The sequence below is a fragment of the Sphingopyxis bauzanensis genome (genome assembly GCF_002205675.1).
In the GTDB taxonomy this organism is placed as follows: domain Bacteria; phylum Pseudomonadota; class Alphaproteobacteria; order Sphingomonadales; family Sphingomonadaceae; genus Sphingopyxis; species Sphingopyxis bauzanensis.
In genome coordinates this window covers 198,271-214,945 of record NZ_NISK01000004.1, presented here as the reverse complement: position 1 = coordinate 214,945, position 16,675 = coordinate 198,271, and the positions used below count along the sequence as shown (strand labels likewise).

At 64.9% G+C, this 16,675-nt stretch carries 18 protein-coding genes; 8 read left to right on the top strand and 10 right to left on the bottom strand.

The genetic code is table 11. The annotated features are described in order from the left end of the window. Positions 1-87: 87 nt before the first annotated feature. Together CDQ92_RS16515 and CDQ92_RS16510 are read left to right on the top strand one after the other, a co-directional pair. A complete protein-coding gene (locus tag CDQ92_RS16515; protein ID WP_088442703.1) occupies positions 88-1,203 on the top strand; it encodes an OmpA family protein in 1,116 nt (371 codons plus the stop codon). Between the two features lie 280 nt (positions 1,204-1,483). Continuing rightward, positions 1,484-1,909, top strand: a complete 426-nt coding sequence (locus tag CDQ92_RS16510; RefSeq protein WP_088442701.1) for an ExbD/TolR family protein — start codon at positions 1,484-1,486, stop codon at positions 1,907-1,909. A 23-nt stretch (positions 1,910-1,932) separates the two neighbouring features. Here the strand turns inward: CDQ92_RS16510 and CDQ92_RS16505 are convergent, their stop codons facing one another. Both CDQ92_RS16505 and CDQ92_RS16500 read right to left on the bottom strand, forming a co-directional pair. Then, a complete protein-coding gene (locus CDQ92_RS16505) occupies positions 1,933-2,469 on the bottom strand; it encodes a DUF1993 domain-containing protein (protein WP_188682367.1) in 537 nt (178 codons plus the stop codon). A 25-nt stretch (positions 2,470-2,494) separates the two neighbouring features. Then, positions 2,495-4,294 (bottom strand): ABC transporter transmembrane domain-containing protein, encoded by a 1,800-nt coding sequence (locus tag CDQ92_RS16500; protein WP_088443395.1) that lies wholly within the window; start codon positions 4,292-4,294, stop codon positions 2,495-2,497. Between the two features lie 222 nt (positions 4,295-4,516). Here CDQ92_RS16500 and CDQ92_RS16495 point away from each other — a divergent pair, with 222 nt between their 5' ends. The 4 genes from CDQ92_RS16495 to CDQ92_RS21215 all read left to right on the top strand — a co-directional run bounded on the left by CDQ92_RS16495 (position 4,517) and on the right by CDQ92_RS21215 (position 6,413). Continuing rightward, complete coding sequence (locus CDQ92_RS16495) at positions 4,517-5,737, top strand: polyhydroxyalkanoate depolymerase (RefSeq protein WP_088442697.1); 1,221 nt, start codon at positions 4,517-4,519, stop codon at positions 5,735-5,737. A 58-nt stretch (positions 5,738-5,795) separates the two neighbouring features. Continuing rightward, on the top strand, positions 5,796-5,975 hold the full coding sequence (locus tag CDQ92_RS16490) for a hypothetical protein (protein WP_144035810.1): 180 nt from the start codon (positions 5,796-5,798) through the stop codon (positions 5,973-5,975). Next, positions 5,975-6,175 (top strand): hypothetical protein, encoded by a 201-nt coding sequence (locus CDQ92_RS16485; protein ID WP_088442693.1) that lies wholly within the window; start codon positions 5,975-5,977, stop codon positions 6,173-6,175. The genes CDQ92_RS16490 and CDQ92_RS16485 overlap by 1 nt, the downstream gene beginning before the upstream one ends. An 82-nt stretch (positions 6,176-6,257) precedes the next feature. After that, positions 6,258-6,413 carry a hypothetical protein gene (locus CDQ92_RS21215; RefSeq protein WP_158213881.1) on the top strand — a complete coding sequence of 52 codons (156 nt, stop codon included), beginning with the start codon at positions 6,258-6,260 and terminating at the stop codon, positions 6,411-6,413. 32 nt (positions 6,414-6,445) lie between these two features. Here CDQ92_RS21215 and CDQ92_RS16480 read toward each other — a convergent pair whose 3' ends face one another. After that, positions 6,446-6,841 (bottom strand): YkvA family protein, encoded by a 396-nt coding sequence (locus CDQ92_RS16480; protein ID WP_088442691.1) that lies wholly within the window; start codon positions 6,839-6,841, stop codon positions 6,446-6,448. A gap of 24 nt (positions 6,842-6,865) precedes the next feature. On the opposite strand from CDQ92_RS16480, the gene CDQ92_RS16475 reads away from it, so the two are divergent. Beyond that, positions 6,866-7,858, top strand: coding sequence for a dipeptide epimerase (locus tag CDQ92_RS16475; RefSeq protein ID WP_088442689.1), 993 nt, complete (start codon positions 6,866-6,868; stop codon positions 7,856-7,858). Between the two features lie 144 nt (positions 7,859-8,002). On the opposite strand, the gene CDQ92_RS16470 is transcribed toward CDQ92_RS16475, so the two are convergent. After that, complete coding sequence (locus CDQ92_RS16470; protein ID WP_088442687.1) at positions 8,003-8,467, bottom strand: pyridoxamine 5'-phosphate oxidase family protein; 465 nt, start codon at positions 8,465-8,467, stop codon at positions 8,003-8,005. Between the two features lie 64 nt (positions 8,468-8,531). Beyond that, positions 8,532-8,927 (bottom strand): VOC family protein, encoded by a 396-nt coding sequence (locus CDQ92_RS16465; RefSeq protein ID WP_088442685.1) that lies wholly within the window; start codon positions 8,925-8,927, stop codon positions 8,532-8,534. A 104-nt stretch (positions 8,928-9,031) separates the two neighbouring features. Between CDQ92_RS16465 and soxR the strand changes: the two genes are divergently transcribed. Next, complete coding sequence (gene soxR / locus CDQ92_RS16460) at positions 9,032-9,505, top strand: redox-sensitive transcriptional activator SoxR (protein ID WP_088442683.1); 474 nt, start codon at positions 9,032-9,034, stop codon at positions 9,503-9,505. A gap of 106 nt (positions 9,506-9,611) precedes the next feature. On the opposite strand, the gene CDQ92_RS16455 is transcribed toward soxR, so the two are convergent. The 5 genes from CDQ92_RS16455 to CDQ92_RS16435 form a co-directional block, all read right to left on the bottom strand. Beyond that, complete coding sequence (locus tag CDQ92_RS16455) at positions 9,612-11,774, bottom strand: S9 family peptidase (RefSeq protein ID WP_088442681.1); 2,163 nt, start codon at positions 11,772-11,774, stop codon at positions 9,612-9,614. A gap of 160 nt (positions 11,775-11,934) precedes the next feature. Next, positions 11,935-12,438 (bottom strand): hypothetical protein, encoded by a 504-nt coding sequence (locus CDQ92_RS16450; RefSeq protein ID WP_088442679.1) that lies wholly within the window; start codon positions 12,436-12,438, stop codon positions 11,935-11,937. A gap of 111 nt (positions 12,439-12,549) precedes the next feature. Further along, the gene (locus CDQ92_RS16445) at positions 12,550-13,731 is read right to left on the bottom strand and encodes a GGDEF domain-containing protein (RefSeq protein ID WP_088442677.1); all 1,182 of its coding nucleotides are present in this window, start codon (positions 13,729-13,731) and stop codon (positions 12,550-12,552) included. A gap of 99 nt (positions 13,732-13,830) precedes the next feature. Further along, positions 13,831-14,847, bottom strand: a complete 1,017-nt coding sequence (locus CDQ92_RS16440) for a LacI family DNA-binding transcriptional regulator (RefSeq protein WP_088442675.1) — start codon at positions 14,845-14,847, stop codon at positions 13,831-13,833. Between the two features lie 61 nt (positions 14,848-14,908). Beyond that, entirely contained in the window at positions 14,909-16,546 is a 1,638-nt protein-coding gene (locus CDQ92_RS16435; protein WP_088442673.1) for a CHASE domain-containing protein, read from the bottom strand. Positions 16,547-16,675 lie beyond the last annotated feature (129 nt).

Sequence of the window (16,675 nt, the reverse complement as noted above, 5' to 3'; positions counted from 1 at the left end):
ATTAGCGATTTGTTCACTTGCACGGAACCAAAGCGGCGAGTAGGACGTCTGCCGAGACGTATATCTCAATTTGAAAGGGGAATTACTATGAGGAAGCTTGCCTTAGCTGTGGCGTTAGCCTCCACTGCCCTGGCGTCGCCCGCTCTGGCCCGCGATGGCTCGTGGTACGTTGGCGTCGGCGGCGGTGTGATGATCGTCGAAGATCTGGATCTCGACATCGGGACCTTTAACAATGCCGCATCGTTGGACCATCGCACCGGTTATGATTTCGAAGGTACGGTTGGTTATGATTTCGGCGGTTTCCGCGCAGAAGTCGAAGTCGGCTATCGCGAAGCCGACATCAAGTCGGGTCGCTTCGGCGTTCCGGGCATTCCGCAGTCTGCGTCAGGAGCCGGTGCGCTCTACACGGGCGGCACGGCGCTTAACGGCGATACTAATGCGCTGAGCTTCATGGTCAACGGCATGCTCGACTTCGGCGACGACGACGGCCTGCAGGGCTTTGTCGGCGGTGGTGCCGGTGTCGCCCGCGTGTCGGTCGAACCCGTCTTCGCTGGTGCGTTCCTCGACGATTCGGACACGGGCTTTGCCTGGCAGGCGATTGCCGGCGTTCGCGCGCCGCTCAGCAGCAACTGGGATGCCGGTCTGAAGTATCGTTTCTTCAACGTCGACAATATCGATCTGGTTGATCAGGTCGGCCGTGACGTTTCGACGCGCTTCCGCTCGCACTCGATCCTGGGTACGCTGACGTACAACTTCGGTGGTGCACCGGAGCCGGTTGTGGCGCCGCCGCCCCCGCCGCCCCCGCCGCCCCCGCCGCCCCCGCCGCCTCCCCCGCCGCCGCCGGTGGTGTGTGAGCCCGGACCGTACATCGTGTACTTCGACTGGGATCAGTCGAACATCACGCCGGAAGCGGCTTCGACGCTCGACAACGCGATCAGCGCCTACAACCGTGGTTGCACGGGTACGCAGGTCATGCTGGCCGGTCACGCCGACCGTTCGGGTGCGGCCACGTACAACGTCGGCCTGTCGAACCGTCGTAACGACGCAGTTCGCAGCTATCTGACCGCTCGCGGTATCTCGGATAGCTCGATCGGCGCTGAAGGTTTCGGCGAAAGCCGTCCGGCCGTTGCTACCGCCGATGGCGTCCGCAACGACCAGAACCGTCGCGTGGAAATCACTTACGGTCCGAACTCGGGCATGTAAGACCGGTTTCCGCTCCCGATCGGGACTGGAAGAAACAAGTGAGGGCGGTACCGCAAGGTGCCGCCCTTTCTTTTCGGGACGTGTCGATCCCGGCCTTGCTCGCGCAAGACGCAGACGATTCTAAACGCGCGAGTTTTGCTTGCCAGATCAGAAGAATGTTATATTATCACATAACGATTGTGCGGTCGCCTGATCGAGGCAGGGCGCAAGGTCGCAACATGCGCCGCTGTTTGCCGGTCAGGAAAGACAGCATCGGCTGCGCCCTATGGGGAGAAAGACTATGCGCCGACGCCGCAGCATTTTTCGCACCGATCCCAATGCCAGTCCGCTGATCAATACGACGCCGCTGATCGATGTCATGCTGGTGATGCTGGTAATGTTTATCATCACCATTCCGCCGCCGACGCATAGTGTCGATGTGACTTTGGCGGGCGTTGACGCTGGCCCCGCCGAGGTGCGCGAGGAGAACCGCATCACCATCGACACTGCAGACGTGATCCGCTGGAATGGTCAGGCGATCGACCTCGCACAGCTTGGCGAACTGGTGAAGGTGGCATCAGGGCAGCGCGATCCGGCGACGCTGATGTTCGAGCCAGAAGCCCGGGCGCGGTACCTACGCGTCGATCAGGCCATCGGTGAAATCCGGCGCAACGGGGGCTCAGCCATCGCTTTTCCAGGTATCGAGCGATATGCCGTGACCATCTGATCGCTAGCTGCTCCCAGCCCCGTTCAGACAGACGGCGTGGTACCGGGGCGGAGATACGCCATCATATAGCCAACATAGTCGACTTTGCCGAGCGGGATGCCCATGTGGCGCAGGATCGAATAGGCCGCGACAAGGTGGAAGTAAAATTGCGGCTGCGCCCAGTCGCGGACATAGGTGCGCGCGGTCATGTCGAAGGCCATGCCGTTGGGCAGATCGAAGCTGACAGCCCGGTCCGGGTCGGCGTCTAGGGTGGCCGCGTCGACGGTGTCGAGCCATGTCAGTGTTGCAGCAATCTGTGCCTGAAGGCCTGCGAAGTCGGTCGCGTCGTCGGTCAGCGTGGGCGCGCCGATTGCGCCGAGACGCGTCGGCGGCTGGATGGCCTGGAGGCAGCTGAAGCGAACCTGCGAGGCGAGGGGAAACATGTCGGGCGCGAGCCGCGCGACGATCAGCTGCATTTCGCCGACGCCGTTCTCCGCGCCCCTTGCGAGCGCCTTGTCGAGCTGCGCGGACAGCGCGCCCAAGCCGTTCTTATAGGCCGGAACGGTCATATCATAGAGCATCGTCATATCCTTTGAGGGCGGGCGATCAGGCGGGAGCGAGATTGTCCTGGAACTGCAGGCGGGCGAGGCGGGCATAGAGTCCATCGGCGGCGACGAGCACGTCGTGTTTGCCCTCCTCGACGATACGGCCGTTATCCATGACGATGATGCGGTCGGCGGCACGCACGGTCGCGAGCCGATGCGCGATGACGATCGTCGTGCGGTCGTGCATCAAGGTTTCGAGCGCGTCCTGCACCAGCTTTTCGGATTCGGCGTCGAGCGCCGAGGTTGCTTCGTCGAGCAGCAATAGCGGCGAACGGCGGAGCAGCGCGCGGGCGATGGCGACGCGCTGGCGCTGGCCGCCCGACAGGCGGGCACCGCCTTCGCCCATGAAGGTGTCGAGACCGTCGGGCAGCTTGCGGAGGAATTCCTCGGCATTGGCGGCACGCGCGGCGTCCCACAGTTGCTCGTCGCTGGCGTCCCAGTTTCCATACCGCAGATTGTCGCGCGCCGAGGCGGCGAAGATCACCGTTTCCTGAGGCACCATGGCGATGCGGGTGCGGATGTCGGCGGGGTCGGCTTCAACGAGCGGGACGCCGTCGAGCAGGATCTGCCCCGCCTGTGGATCGTAAAAACGCTCGGCAAGCTGGAACAGCGTCGATTTGCCGGCGCCCGAGGGGCCGACGATTGCAACGGTTTCGCGCGGCTGAATCGCGAGGCTGAAATTGTGAAGGGCCGGGGCGTCGGGGCGCGTCGGATAATGGAACTCGACGTTCGCGAATTCGAGCGTACCGCGTGGCGGTTCGGGGAACGCGCGCGGCTGCGCGGGCGGGGCGATGCTCGCTTCCGCATTGAGCAGTTCGCTGAGCCGCTCGGCGGCGCCTGCGGCGCGTAGCAGGTCGCCATAGACTTCGGTCAGCGCGCCGAACGCGCCCGCGACGAGCCCGCCGGTGAGGACGAAGGCAGCAATGGTGCCGCCGGTGATCGTTCCCGCGGCAACCCCCTCGGCCCCATACCAGAGCAGAGTGGTGATCGCGCCGAATAGCAGCCCGATGACGATCGCGGTCATGATCGCGCGCAGGCGGATGCGGCGTTTGGCGGTCGCAAAGGTCGCTTCAACCGCGCTCGAGAAGCGCGCTGCTTCACGGTCTTCCTGGCCGAATGCCTGGACGATCTTCATGGCGCCCAATTGCTCCGACGTCGTCGCGCCGATGTCGGCGACGCGATCCTGGCTCGTCCGCGAGACATTTTGCAGGCGGCGACCGAGCAGGACGATCGGCATGATGATCACCGGGATACCGAGCAGGATGCCGCCGGTGAGCTTGGGCGACAGGGTGAAGAGGTAGGCAATGCCGCCGATTCCCATGACCATGTTGCGCAGCGCTACCGATACCGTCGTGCCGACGACCTGTTCGATGATCGTCGTGTCCGACGTCATTCGCGAGGCGATCTCGGACGGGCGGTTTTCCTCGAAAAAACCCGGTGCGAGGCGGAGCAGGTTGCGCTGTACCGCCTGGCGGATGTCAGCGACGGTGCGCTCGCCCAGCCAGCTGACGAAATAGAAGCGCAGCGCGGTGGCCAGCGCCAGCGTCAGCACAATGCCGTAGAACAAGCGGAAATGCGGCGCGACATCGCCGCCACCGGCGACAAAGCCGCTGTCGATCATTTCCTTAAACTGCCACGGGATTGCCAAGGTCGCGAGCGCTGCGACGCCGAGCGCGACCGCGGCGATGACCAGCTGCAGCGGGTAGCGGCTGGCATAATGCCAGATCATCCGCAGGCTGCCGAGCTTGCGGCGGGGTTCGGTGGGAGCTTTCGCAGCGGAAAGGTCGGGGGTGCTGGCCATCGCAGCGGCCCTAGCAGTGGTGGCGCCCGCGCTCAACGGCGCAGAATTGCGCTCTGCTTCATGGATTATGAAGCCGGACTGCATAGTTGGACGCATAATTTCGGACAAAGATGAGGGCGATCTGCGTTTATGACGCATTGCACAATAGATTGGATGCCCTAGACTGGCGCTAACGAACAGACGCCCAAAGAGCGTCGGGGCTTGCCAAGGAACGTATCGATCATGCTGTATCACGCCTTTGAAATGCAAAAGAGCTGGCTGGCGGGCGCGAGCGCGCTGGCGACCGCGGGGGCGCAGGTGATGCAGCACCCGGCAAACCCGCTGGGCTATTTTGGCGGCAGTCCGCAATTTGCATCGGCGCTGGAAGTATTCGCGCATGCCGCGGCGCCGCGCGGCAAGCCCGCGTTCGACCTTTACGAGACCGCCGTCGGTGGCCAAGTGGTGCCGGTGACCGAGGTCGTTGAGGCGCGCAAACCGTTCGGGCAGCTCAAGCATTTCAAGCATAAGGGTACGAAAGACGCGCCCAAGCTGCTCATCGTCGCACCGATGTCGGGCCATTATGCGACCTTGCTGCGCGGCACGGTCGAGCGAATGCTGCCCGGGCATGATGTGTGGATCACCGACTGGCGCGATGCGCGCAACGTGCCGCTTGAGGCGGGCAAGTTCGACCTCGACGATTATATCGATTATCTGATCGGCTGGATGGAGCATATCGGCCCCGACGCGCATATGCTGGCGGTGTGCCAGCCGTCCGTTCCGGCGCTTGCCGCTGCGGCGATCATGGCCGCCGACAAGAATAAATGCCGTCCCAAAACGCTGACGATGATGGGCGGCCCGATCGATACGCGCAAGGCGCCGACCGCGGTCAACCAGCATGCGATGACGCGCCCGCATGCGTGGTTCCAGGAAAATGTCATCGCGACGGTCCCGGCCTATTATCCGGGCGCCGGTCGGCGTGTCTATCCGGGGTTTTTGCAACTCGCGGGCTTCATGTCGATGAACCTTGGCAATCACATGATGAGTCACTGGTCGATGTTCAAACATCTGGTCGACGGCGACGGCGAAGAGGCCGACAAGACGAAGGAATTCTACGACGAATATCGCTCGGTATGCGATATGACCGCCGAATTCTATCTGCAGACCGTCGATGTCGTGTTCCAGCGCCACGCGCTGCCCAAAGGCGAGATGCTGCATCGCGGCAAGCCGGTGGACCTGAATGCGATCGAGGATATTGCCCTGCTTGCGATCGAAGGCGAGCGTGACGATATTTCGGGGATCGGCCAGACGAAAGCGGCGCTGACGCTGGCGAAGAACCTGCCGGCCGAACAGAAGAAATATCTGATGGCGAAGACAGTCGGTCACTACGGGATCTTCAACGGCCGCAAATGGCGCGAGGATATTGCGCCGGTGGTCGAAAAATGGATACGGAGCAACGGCGGATAACGTCCGCCGCCATCGGCATGGGCCTTTATCGCGGCCGATTCGAGCAGGAATGATCCAAGTGACCAACCGCATCGGGGCCACCTTGGCTGCTGCAATGCGCGCGGCGAGCGACCAATGGCTGTCGATCGGCGTCGGCGCGGACGCGTGGATGTTCGTGACGCTGGCCAGCGCGGCTCAAGGCCAGCGTTTTGCAACCTATCACGGCCGCGAACCAGCATCGAAAGCCCCTATATCCTGATGGGCCATCCGCAGCCGGTCAATGAGACGGGTCTCGCGTTCGGATACAATGGTGCGCCGAGCAGCTTGGAGCAGGCGGTGAATTATGCATTTATCCAGCTTGGGGCCGGCGCGGTGCGGGCCACCGTCGATGATTTGTTGCGCTTGATGCGGCGCGCAGCGCCGGAAAGATCGTTTCGCGCCGGTCGCTCGAAGACATGATGCGGATACCTGCGGACCGGCCGGAGAGCGGGGTCAAGGCGATGAGCATGGCGTCTTCGTTGGCGAAGTGTCTGGAGTCAAGATGCACGGCCATACCGGCGGGACCAACGGGTATATCAGCGATTTCAAACGCTATGCCGACGACGACGCCATGCTCATCGCCTTGACCGACCGCGGTTTTGTCAAGACGCGATGGCTTCGCGAGGCGGTGGCAAAAATGCTCTACGAGGCGCGCTGACCGACCGTGGCGATTGCGACGTTGCCCCGGCCCTAGTGCCAAGGAGAAGTGCGCACGCTCCAATAGGCGACATAGAGCAGCCCCGCCCATAACAGCAGGATGAACGCCATACCGGCGCGGCTCGACGGGCGTTCGCTTGCGGCCTCGGCCGCGGCGTGGAGTTCGGTCCAGAGCGGCGCAGGGATCAGGCGGCGCACGAGGATCAGCCCGAGCGGGACGATGATCAGGTCATCGAGCCAGCCCAGCACCGGAATGAAATCGGGGATCAGGTCGATCGGCGACAAAGCATAGGCGGCGACTGCGATCGCAAGGATGCGCGCAAGGATCGGCACGCGTGGGTCGCGGGCAGCGAGCCACGCGGCGTGCGCCTCGACCGCGAGGCGGCGGCCAAGGTCGCCGATGCGTTCGGAAAGGGATTTGCCGGTCATGCTTTGCACCCTTACTATCCCCGCATGGCTATCCAACTGAAAAGCGCGCGGGTCGAGCGTTGGGCGGTGGCGGGATCATTTGTGATCGCGCGCGGCGCGAAGACTTATGTCGATGTCGTGGCGGCAGAAGTTGAGAGCGAGGGCGCGATCGGGCGCGGCGAAGGCACGCCGGTCTATTATCTGGGCGAGGATGCAGCGAGGTGCCGCGATCAGATATTGCTGGCGGCGCCGCATATCGCCGACCTGGATGCCGCCGCCGCGCGGGCGTTGGTGCAGGAATTAATGGCGCCGGGCGCCGCGCGCAACGCGCTCGACTGCGCGCTATGGGATCTGGAGGCGAAGCAGCGCGGGCTGCGGCTTTGGCAGCTGGCGGGCTGCGATGGCGCGCCGACGGCGCGGGTCACCGCCTTTACCATTTCGCTTGGATCGCCGGGGGCGATGGCAGAGCAGGCCGCGACCGCCGAGGCCGACGGCTATCGCCTGCTCAAGATCAAGCTGACCGGCGAGGATGATCGGCTGCGCGTTGCCGCGGTGCGCACAGGCGCGCCCGAAGCGCGGCTAATCGTCGATGCCAATGAAAGCTGGGGGCAGCTCGACATATTGGCTGAGGCCGAAGCACTTGCCGATTTCGGGGTCGAGATGATCGAGCAGCCGGTCGCGGTCGGCACTGACGCGTTGCTCGATCCGATTTATGCACCGATCCCGTTCGTTGCCGACGAAAGCTGCCAGACCGCCGCCGACGTCGCGCGGATCGGCGCCTTCTACGATGGGGTGAACATCAAGCTCGACAAGGCGGGCGGGCTGACCGAGGCGTTGCGTATCGCCGATGCTGCCGACGCCGCCGGGCTGTCGATCATGGTCGGATGCATGTTGTCGACCAGCCTAGCGATCGCACCGGCGTTCGTACTGGCGCAGCGGGCGCGATGGGTCGACCTCGACGGCCCCGCACTGCTGGCGCGGGACCGTGAGGGTGGGTTCGAGTTTCGCGAGGGACGGATTGGGCCGCCGGTCCTTTGACAAATCCTCCCTGTCGCGCAGCGATGGGAAGGGGGACCGCTCATCGCAGATGAGCGGTGGCGGGGCGGCAGCGTTTCGCCATAGCCTCCGCCAGCCCTTCGGGCTGCCACCTCCCCATGCCTGCGGCACGGGGAGGAACTGGAGTTACAGCGCCACCTCGGCGTGCTTGCCGAGATCGCCTTCGTTCATCTTCATGCCGGTCATCAGTTTGAAAACGCCCTTTATCCCTGGATCGGCGGTCCAGATTTCGGCATCAGCCAGATCGAAGCGCAGCAGAACAAGTTTGGGATCATCCTTGCCGCCGTCATACCACGCCGCGACGCCGTTGCTCCACAGCCTGTCGAGCACGGCGCGGTCGTTTTCGACCACCAGCGTTCCTGCGATGCAGGCGAACAGCTCGTGGCCCTTGGACGCGAACTGCGCCATCGCTGGACCGCCATTTGCAAGGCGGTTGTCGGTCGAGGTAAAGAACCAGAAAGCGCTGTTGGCATCCTTGTCGAGTTGCGCGTTCATCGGGATGTGATGCTCGCGGCTGCCGGTGGTGCCGACCATCACATAGGGGCTGTCGGCGAGGGCTTTCCAGAACTGCTTTTTGATATCGTCGCTCATCGGGGGGGGGCTCCTTTTCTCTTGATGAGTCACCAACGCGGCAGCCGCTCCATTGTTGCCCGGCTTAGCGTCGCTGCGGCTCGACATAGCTGACGACCTCATATTCGATGCCGTCGGGATCGAAGAAATAGAAGCGGCGGCCGGGGTCATAATCGTCGTGGTTGAAGGGGGTGAGGCCAGCCGCTTTTACGCGCCCTTCAATGGCGTCAAGATCGTCGACCTGCACCCCGACATGGTTCAGCGGCTCGCCCTTGGGATAGCGGATGCCTGCATGCTGTCCGTCCGGCCCGGTGTAGAGCGCGACATAGGCGGCATCGCTGCCAAGGTGGATCGTGCGGCCGCCGTCGCGCGCCGGGCCGCGCCAACGCTCGTGCCAGCCAAAGATGGCAGCGAGAAGTGTGGCGGTGCGATCGGGATCGCTGACTGTCAGATTGATATGCTCGATAAAGGGATACGTCACGGATTGGCTCCTGATTCGGGTTGACGCAGCGATTTATGAAAGCTGAAGTAAGGTTTAGGTCAAGCGACGATCATACGGATGGTGATCGAGCAGGGGAGGGCGCGTTGAAGCAACGGACGGATTTTATCGCCATCGGCGAACTCGCGGCGCGCACCGGCGTCGCAGTGTCGGCGATCCGCTTCTATGAAGCGAAGGGGCTGCTCGATGCGCTGCGCACCGGCGGCGGCCAGCGCCGCTTCCTGCGCGCCGACATCCGCCGCGTGTCGTTCATCCTGATCGCGCAACAGATGGGATTAAGCCTGGAGGAAATCGCCGCCGAACTGGCGCGCCTGCCCGCCGGACGGACCCCGAATGCCGCTGACTGGACGCGGATCAGCACCGGGCTGCGCGCGCGCATCGACGCGCAGATCGCGGCGCTGACCCGGACGCGCGGCTTGCTCGACCAGTGTATCGGCTGCGGTTGCCTGAGCCTGAAAAAATGCGGGCTGTACAACGCGCAGGACAAGGCCGCGCAGCGCGGCGCGGGGCCGCGTTACGTGCTGGGCGACCGGGCAGGAGATATTGCGGAGGTTGGGTAAGGCGCGCGAGTGTGTTTCGGCTTTGGGGTCGTTAGCGGGCGCTCCAGCCAACGAGGAAAACTATGCGCCGGAAAAACCGCCGGTGGACTCGCGACGCCGCCGCGCGTCAGTCGGACGGGCGCGGGGCGGCGGCACGGGTCCAGCCTTTGCGATATTTGGCGAACCAGGCGAGGATCGCGGCGGCCTTGGCGGCTGATTGCGACGGGCGCGCGGCGATGCCGCCGTGACTGGCGCCGGGGATGGTGACGAGCGCGGTGGGGACGCCGCGCAGGCGGAGCGCGGTGTAATATTGTTCGGATTCGCTGACCGGGGTGCGATAATCCTCGGCGCCGACGACGACCAGGGTCGGGGTTTCGACATTCCCGACAAGCGACAGCGGCGACAGAGACCAGTAAAGTTCTGGCTTTTCCCACGGCATCGCGCCGAGCCAGTAGGGGCCGAAAAAGGCGGGGCCGTCGGCGGTGAGTGCCTGCGTGGTCCAGTTGATCACCGGTTTCTGGGTGACCGCGGCCTTGAAGCGGCTGGTCTTGCCCACGATCCAGCTGGTGAGCACGCCGCCACCCGAGCCGCCGGTGACGAACAGCGCGTCGGGATCGGCGACGCCGAGTGCGATGGCGCGGTCGACGATGCTGATCAGGTCGAAATAATCATTGCCCGGATAGGCCTTGTCAATTTCCTGCGCGAACGCCTCGCCATAGCTGGTCGAGCCACGCGGGTTGGCCGAGAGGACGGCGTAGCCGCCCGCGGCATAAAGCTGGTTGTCAGTTGAAAAATGCGGACCATAGGCGGTGAAGGGGCCGCCGTGGATTTCGAGGATCAGCGGCACGCGTTGACCCTCGACATAGCCGGGGGGTAGGGTCAGCCAGCCTTCGATCTCTTTGCCGTCATGGCTGGAGGGGGTGGTGATCTTGCGAACTTCGCCGAACGCTTTGACTTCACGAAGCGAGCGGTTGAGATCGGTGAGGATGCGCGCCGATCCGCCCCGCGCGAGCTGAACCTCGGCTGGGCGGGTGGCGGTGCCGCCAGTGAAGGCAATCGCGTCGCCGTCGGACACGGTGAAGCTGCCGCCGGTATAGGGGCGGTCCATGCCACCGCCCGACAGCCCCTTGGCGACGTCGCGGACCGATCCGTCGAGGCCGATGCGCGCGATTTTGGTTTCGCCATGATCGTCATATTGCGCGTAGAGCGCGCGGCCGCCGTCACCCCATAGGATCGCGTCGACGCTGTAATCCCAATTTTCGGTGAGGTTGCGGCGGCCTGAGCCGTCGCGGTTCATCACGTAGAGGTGGGTGTTTTCATAGGCGCGCCCGGCGTCGTCGAACCCGAGATACGCGATCTTGCTGCCGTCGGGCGAGACGAGCGGGTTCGCGTCGGGACCGTTGCGGTCGGTGAGCGCGGTGATGCGGCCGCTGGCGACGTCGAGCGCGTGGACCTCGCTTTCGAGCGGGTCGGTTTCCCAGTCGGGCTTGCGATTGGCGGCGAAATACAGCGTGCGGCCGTCGCGCGACCAGCTGAGCGGGCCATTGTCGTGATAGGGGCCAAAGGTTAGCTGGCGCGGGGCGCCGCCGGTGGCGGGGACGAGGAAGATTTTTTCGAAGCCCGGTTCGACATAGCCCTGTCCGTCGGCGCGATAGGTGAGGAGGTCGCGGACTTCGAGCGGTTCGGCCCAGGTCGCGCCCTTCGGCTTGTTGGCGGGCGCCTCGCCGAGCTTGAGCCCCTCATCCTTGACCAGCATCGTGTAGGCGATCGAACGGCCGTCGGGCGCCCAGGCGAGCGATGAGGGCGCGGTCGGCAGGCCGGTCAGCCGCACCGCCTCGCCGCCCTGCATCCAGCGCACCCACAGCTGGGCGCTGCCGCCGTCGGTCGAGGCATAGGCAAGGCGCTTGCCGTCGGGCGACCAGCGCGGGGCAAAGGCGCCGCCTTGCCGTCCCGCCAGCGGGGTTTCTTCGCCGGTCGCAGTGTCGATCAGCCATATCGAGCTGACCGCTCGGTCGGTCATGATGTCGTTCTGGCGCCTGACATAGGCGATGTGGCGGCCGTCGGGGCTGATCTGCGGATCGGCGGCGATAGCGAGATCGAACAGGTCGGCGCCCGTCAGCCGGCGTTCGGGCGCTGTGCGCGCGCTGCCGACCGCCGATCCGGGTGTTGCGGCGGGGGTGGGGGTGGCGGTTTCTTGCGTCGCTGGCGCGGGGGACGGCATATCCTGCGCAAAAGTCAGATGCGAAGAAAGTGCGAGCAGGCTCGCACCGAGAATTACCAGTTTGCGCATGAAAACCGTCCCTTTTTTTGCCAGACGGTGCAGGTCTGTCGCTTTCGGGACGGCGCGTCAACTACGTCCGGTTGCGTGCGGCGGACTGCGCACGACCGCTATCCCGCAGCGATCTCGGCGGCCGGATAATCCTCTGCCGCCGATGGGCAGTCGCCTTGTTTCATCGCGGGCGACTGGCCGGGATGTGCCAGGTCGCGAACCACAGTTCGGGATCGTCGACGACGGCTTCGAAAATGCACACCTCGCCCTTCATCCCTTCTGGGGCAATGACCACCGCCCGGTTATAGCGGTCTTCGGCGCGGCGGGCGCCGCGCCAGGTGAGGATGCGCCCGCCCGTGACGCGGACGATCGGCACGCCGAGGACATTGTCGGCAAAGACGACCTGCGCGCGAGCGTCAGAGCCGGCGATCGCTGCGGCGATCGCGGCCTTAACTGCGGGATGATCGAGGAAGCGGTGGCCACCCACGACTTCGAACGGATATTTGCCGATGTACGGCGTCAGGTCGACCGGGCGGCGATAAGCTTCCTTGACGTTGACCGGGATGGATGGGCTGATTTTGGGTTCACTGGCGACGGCTCTGGCTGGTTCGGCGTTCGGGGTTTCAGCCTCGGCGCACGCTGACAGGGGGAGCCGCGCGACGAGCGTGGCGGCGACCAATTTCATATCTTCCCCTGTTCCTTGAAGGTCATAGCCGCGCCCAGCGACGCCGTCGGCGATGTGAACCCGCTATCGCACCGATGCCATTGCCGCGGTGACCGGGATCAAAAAATTGCGTCAGCCGCCGCCTGCGGCCTGTCGAACCGATATTGGGGTGAAGGTGCGGACGCGGTTGCGGCCGGTACGCTTGGCCTCGTAGAGCGCCTGATCGGCCTCGTGCATCAGCGCCGACAGATTGGCGCCGGGGGTGCCGATGGTCAGTCCGATGCTGGTCGTTGGCACGAGGGTGGACGGGATGCGGTCGGCGGCGGCGGGGGCGAGGCCGATGCGCACCGCTTCGGCAAATTGGCGCGCCGTCTCAATCCCCGCGCTTGAGATGAGAAGCGCAAATTCCTCGCCGCCGATGCGGCCGGCGATCATTTCGGCGGGGCCGATGGCGCGAACATGCGCGCCGAACGCCGCAATGATCGCGTCGCCGACCGCGTGGCCATAGCTGTCGTTGATCTGTTTGAAGCGGTCGAGGTCGGCGATCATCAGCGCCACCGGGCGATCGTCGTCGAGATAGCGGCGGAGCGCCGATCCGGCCTTTGCCTCGAACCCGCGGCGGTTAAGCAGGCCCGAGAGTTTATCGTCATCGACTTGGCGGCGCAGCTCGCTGATCTGGTCGATTGCGACCGCGACCATCAGGCTGATCGCCGCCGTGATTGACACCATCGCCTGGGTAAACTGCACCGTTGTCCAATAGACGGACTGCTGGAAACCGTCATAGCTGTCGAAGCCGCCGCCGAGCGACATCAGCACAATCGGCCGCGCGATCAGATTGAGCGCGGAGAGCGCCGCGACCCAGAACAGCACCCGGTCGATAACATAGCGTTTCTTGATCGGCCATAGCGCGCGGACGACCATCGCCGCGATGATCCCGGCGCCAATGCTGATCGACAGGATACGGCCGCCGATGCTGAGCGAGCCGAGCAGGAACCACAGGAAGAATGCCATCGAAACCGCGCTGGTCACCGCCATCGCGCGCCAGGGGACCGGCAATCCGTAACGCCGGATGATCGCCGCCGCGAACAGCGCGCCGGTGGCGAGGAAGCCGATATTGGCGGGGATGCGGTGAAGCTCGTAGGGCAGCGCGGGGCCGACGTCGAGGATCAGGAAGGCGATCGCCGAGGCCGTATAGGCGCCCGCGGCATAAGCGACATAGCGGTCGCGGCGGTTCAACCACAGCAGGAAAAAGGCGACCGCGAACAACAGGCCGATGCCCGGATTTAGCAACTGGATGAAAAACTGACCCGACAAAATGCTCGCCTCTCGGCCCCCGAAGGTAGCAGCGCTATGGATAACGAATTGTTACTTTTCTGTGCGTTAGGTCACAGTAGATTTAAAAGGCACGAACCGTCAGGCGGTTCCGCGTACGACCAGATGCACCGGGATCCGCGTGCCACTGCGGGTGCGTTCGTCATCCTCGAGCGCCATCGCGACGAGCGCCTCTCCGGCGGCGTCGAGATCGGGTTCGAGAGTGGTGAGCGCGGGGTCGGCAAGGGTGCCGGCACGGATGCCGTCGAAGCCGATCAGCGCGACGTCCTGCGGCACGCGGCGCCCGGCGTCCTTGAGCCCTTGCAACACGCCGAGCGCGAGCATGTCGCTGGCGGCGAAGATCGCATCGGTGTCGGGGTGATCGGCGAGCAGCGCATGGGCCGCGGCAACGCCCTGCGCGTGGCGGTCGACGGCGGCGGGAGGCTCGGCGATGATCGGCGTCAGCCCGTGCGCGGCCAGTGTCGCGGTGAAGCCGTCGCGGCGCTCGTCGAACTGGCGCTGCGGCGATTGCTGCGGCCCGACAAAGGTGATGCGGCGGCGGCCGAGTTTGACGAGATGTTCGGCGGCAAGCTGGCCGCCCTCGTCATTTTCGCTGCGCATCCAGTGGAAGGGGCTGCCTGGGCTGCCCCAGCAGACGAAGTCGAGGCCCGACGATTGCGCCGCGGCGAAATAGTCCCATGCGGCGTGGTTGCTGGTGGTGCCGATGACGATCATCGCGTCCGCTAGCCCCGACGCGACAAAATCGGCGCGGAAATTTGCTTCGCTTTCTTGGAACGAGACGAGCAGGTTGAAGCCGCGCGCGGAGGTCGCGGCGGCGATGCTGCCGAGCAGCGCGAAATAGAAAGGGTTGATCGCGCTGCGGTCTTCGCCGGGGCGGCAGATAGTGACGAGGGCGATCGTCTCGCTGCTCTTGAGGCGCAGTGACGAGGCGTGGCGGTCGACGACATAGCCAAGCTCGCGCGCTGCCGCCGAGACGCGGGCGCGGGTTTCGGCGTTGACCCCGGGGGAGTTGCGCAGCGCGCGCGAGACGGTCGATTGCGACACCCCGGCGCGCTCGGCGACGTCGAACGATGTCGGGCGCAGCATCTTTGCGGTCATGACGGCCTCTCTCCCCTCGGCGCGTTCTCTCGCCGGGGGGGCGGGGGTTGTCAATCGGATGCTACGGAAGGCTGCGTTGCGGGTCAGTGTTTCGACGGTCGGGCCAGCGGATGGTGATGCAAAGGCGGTGGTCGGCGGCGCTGCGGTCCCAGCTGCCTTTCAACTGGCGCTCGATCAGGGTGCGGATGAATTGGGTGCCAAAGCTTTCGCTGTCGATCTGCGGGGTGGCGGGCAGATTGCTTTCGGTCCAGTTCAGTTCGATGTCGCCCTCGTCGCGGCGCCAGCTGACCGCCAGGTCGCCGTGTCCTGAGAGAACGCCATATTTGATGCTGTTGGTGACGAATTCGTGGATCGCGAGCGACAGCGCCTGCGCGCCTTCGTCGTCGAGGCGGACGTTGGGACCGGTCACCGCGGCCATCTGTTCGGGCGAGCGTCCGGCGAGTTCAAGTTCGCGGCGGACGATCTTGCCAAGTTCGACGCTGTCGACCGCGCCGGTGACCAGCATCTGCTTGGCGTCGGACAGCGCGCGCATGCGGCCGTCGAATTTGGTCTCGAATTCGTCGAGGCTGGCTGATTCGCGCAGGGTGATGCGCGCGAGCGCGCCGATGCGCGCAAAGGCGTTTTTCATTCGGTGCGCCATTTCGCCGATCATCAGCTCGCGGTCCTCGGCATGGCGCGCCTTTTCGGCGGCGAGCGCCTGAAAGGCGTCGATGCGCCGCCGCTGGACGCGGTGAAGCTGGGTCGCGAGCAGCGCGACGGCGATCCCGAAAATCATGATGGCGAGCGGCCGCCCGAGCCGTTCGAGCAGGCGGCCATAGGATATGCGCATCGTCCATTGCCGGTCGGCGACGCGTAGCACCTGTTCCTGTGCGTCCCAGCCCATCTTTCCCTTGCGAAAGACGAGCGGCGCCGCCGGGCCTTCGCCGGCGTAGATTTCGATGCCGTCGATCGTGTCGAGCTGCGTTCCGAGCACGGCTTTGATCATGTCCGCCGAACGGAAAGGCGCATAGACGAAGGCTTCGACTGCGCGGGTTCCGGGCGCGGTGGCAAGCGTATCGGGAGTCGCGCCGAATGCGGTGCGGGCGTAAACGGGCAGGTAGATCAGAAAGCCCGGCTGTTTTGTTGCCACGCCCTTTTCCTGGGCGAGCTGGACGATGCCGCTCGCCGCGGGCTGACCCGTCTGCCAGGCGCGGCGCATCGCGGCGCGGCGGGTCGGCTCGCTGTACATATCGAAACCGAGCGCGGCATTGCGGCGCGGGGTGTAAGGTTCGACGAGGACGATGGGAAAGCCGATCGGCTGGTCGGTTGCGGGCCACACCTTGATGTCGCGGCCGTAATTTTCGCGCAGCTTGGCCTCGACTGCGGCGGGGGTATCGGCGCGCATTGCGGCGGCGATACCGACCCCCTCCATCCCGGGCGCCTGCACCTGCGGCTGGAGCGCGGCGAGATAGGCGCGAATGCCCGGGCCGCTGGCGGCGGCGTCCGATTGATAGAGCGCGCGTACACCCTTGAGCACCGCGACATGATCGTGCAGGCGCATGTTGACCTGCGCCGCGACGCGCCCGGCGCGGTCGGCCTCTTCCGATTGATTATACAGGAAACTTGCAGTGGCGGCGGCGAGCGTTGCCAAGAGGATGACCAGCCCGACAAACCGGACCAGCAGCGCCAACAGCCGATCTGCCCAAGAATTAGGGCGCATTCATACTTCCTGCCTGCTGGCTGCCGCAGCAGCACCCCCCTCGCGCTCCGGATGTTCCACGCGGCGCGGGCGTTGGCAAGAATATTTCGCGGGGCGGCGATATTGCGGCGAATGGGTTGCGGAGCGCAA

What these genes read in the sequence shown, in the direction of transcription:
- CDQ92_RS16435 (WP_088442673.1), bottom strand. Translation starts at nt 16,546, where the DNA reads ATGCGCCCTAATTCTTGGGCAGATCGGCTGTTGGCGCTGCTGGTCCGG.
- CDQ92_RS16485 (WP_088442693.1), top strand. Translation starts at nt 5,975, where the DNA reads ATGGGCCATCCGCAGCCGGTCAATGAGACGGGTCTCGCGTTCGGATAC.
- CDQ92_RS16455 (WP_088442681.1), bottom strand. Translation starts at nt 11,774, where the DNA reads ATGCGCAAACTGGTAATTCTCGGTGCGAGCCTGCTCGCACTTTCTTCG.
- CDQ92_RS16515 (WP_088442703.1), top strand. Translation starts at nt 88, where the DNA reads ATGAGGAAGCTTGCCTTAGCTGTGGCGTTAGCCTCCACTGCCCTGGCG.
- CDQ92_RS16450 (WP_088442679.1), bottom strand. Translation starts at nt 12,438, where the DNA reads ATGAAATTGGTCGCCGCCACGCTCGTCGCGCGGCTCCCCCTGTCAGCG.
- CDQ92_RS16475 (WP_088442689.1), top strand. Translation starts at nt 6,866, where the DNA reads ATGGCTATCCAACTGAAAAGCGCGCGGGTCGAGCGTTGGGCGGTGGCG.
- CDQ92_RS16510 (WP_088442701.1), top strand. Translation starts at nt 1,484, where the DNA reads ATGCGCCGACGCCGCAGCATTTTTCGCACCGATCCCAATGCCAGTCCG.
- CDQ92_RS16440 (WP_088442675.1), bottom strand. Translation starts at nt 14,847, where the DNA reads ATGACCGCAAAGATGCTGCGCCCGACATCGTTCGACGTCGCCGAGCGC.
- CDQ92_RS16505 (WP_188682367.1), bottom strand. Translation starts at nt 2,469, where the DNA reads ATGCTCTATGATATGACCGTTCCGGCCTATAAGAACGGCTTGGGCGCG.
- CDQ92_RS16480 (WP_088442691.1), bottom strand. Translation starts at nt 6,841, where the DNA reads ATGACCGGCAAATCCCTTTCCGAACGCATCGGCGACCTTGGCCGCCGC.
- CDQ92_RS21215 (WP_158213881.1), top strand. Translation starts at nt 6,258, where the DNA reads ATGCACGGCCATACCGGCGGGACCAACGGGTATATCAGCGATTTCAAA.
- CDQ92_RS16495 (WP_088442697.1), top strand. Translation starts at nt 4,517, where the DNA reads ATGCTGTATCACGCCTTTGAAATGCAAAAGAGCTGGCTGGCGGGCGCG.
- CDQ92_RS16470 (WP_088442687.1), bottom strand. Translation starts at nt 8,467, where the DNA reads ATGAGCGACGATATCAAAAAGCAGTTCTGGAAAGCCCTCGCCGACAGC.
- CDQ92_RS16500 (WP_088443395.1), bottom strand. Translation starts at nt 4,294, where the DNA reads ATGGCCAGCACCCCCGACCTTTCCGCTGCGAAAGCTCCCACCGAACCC.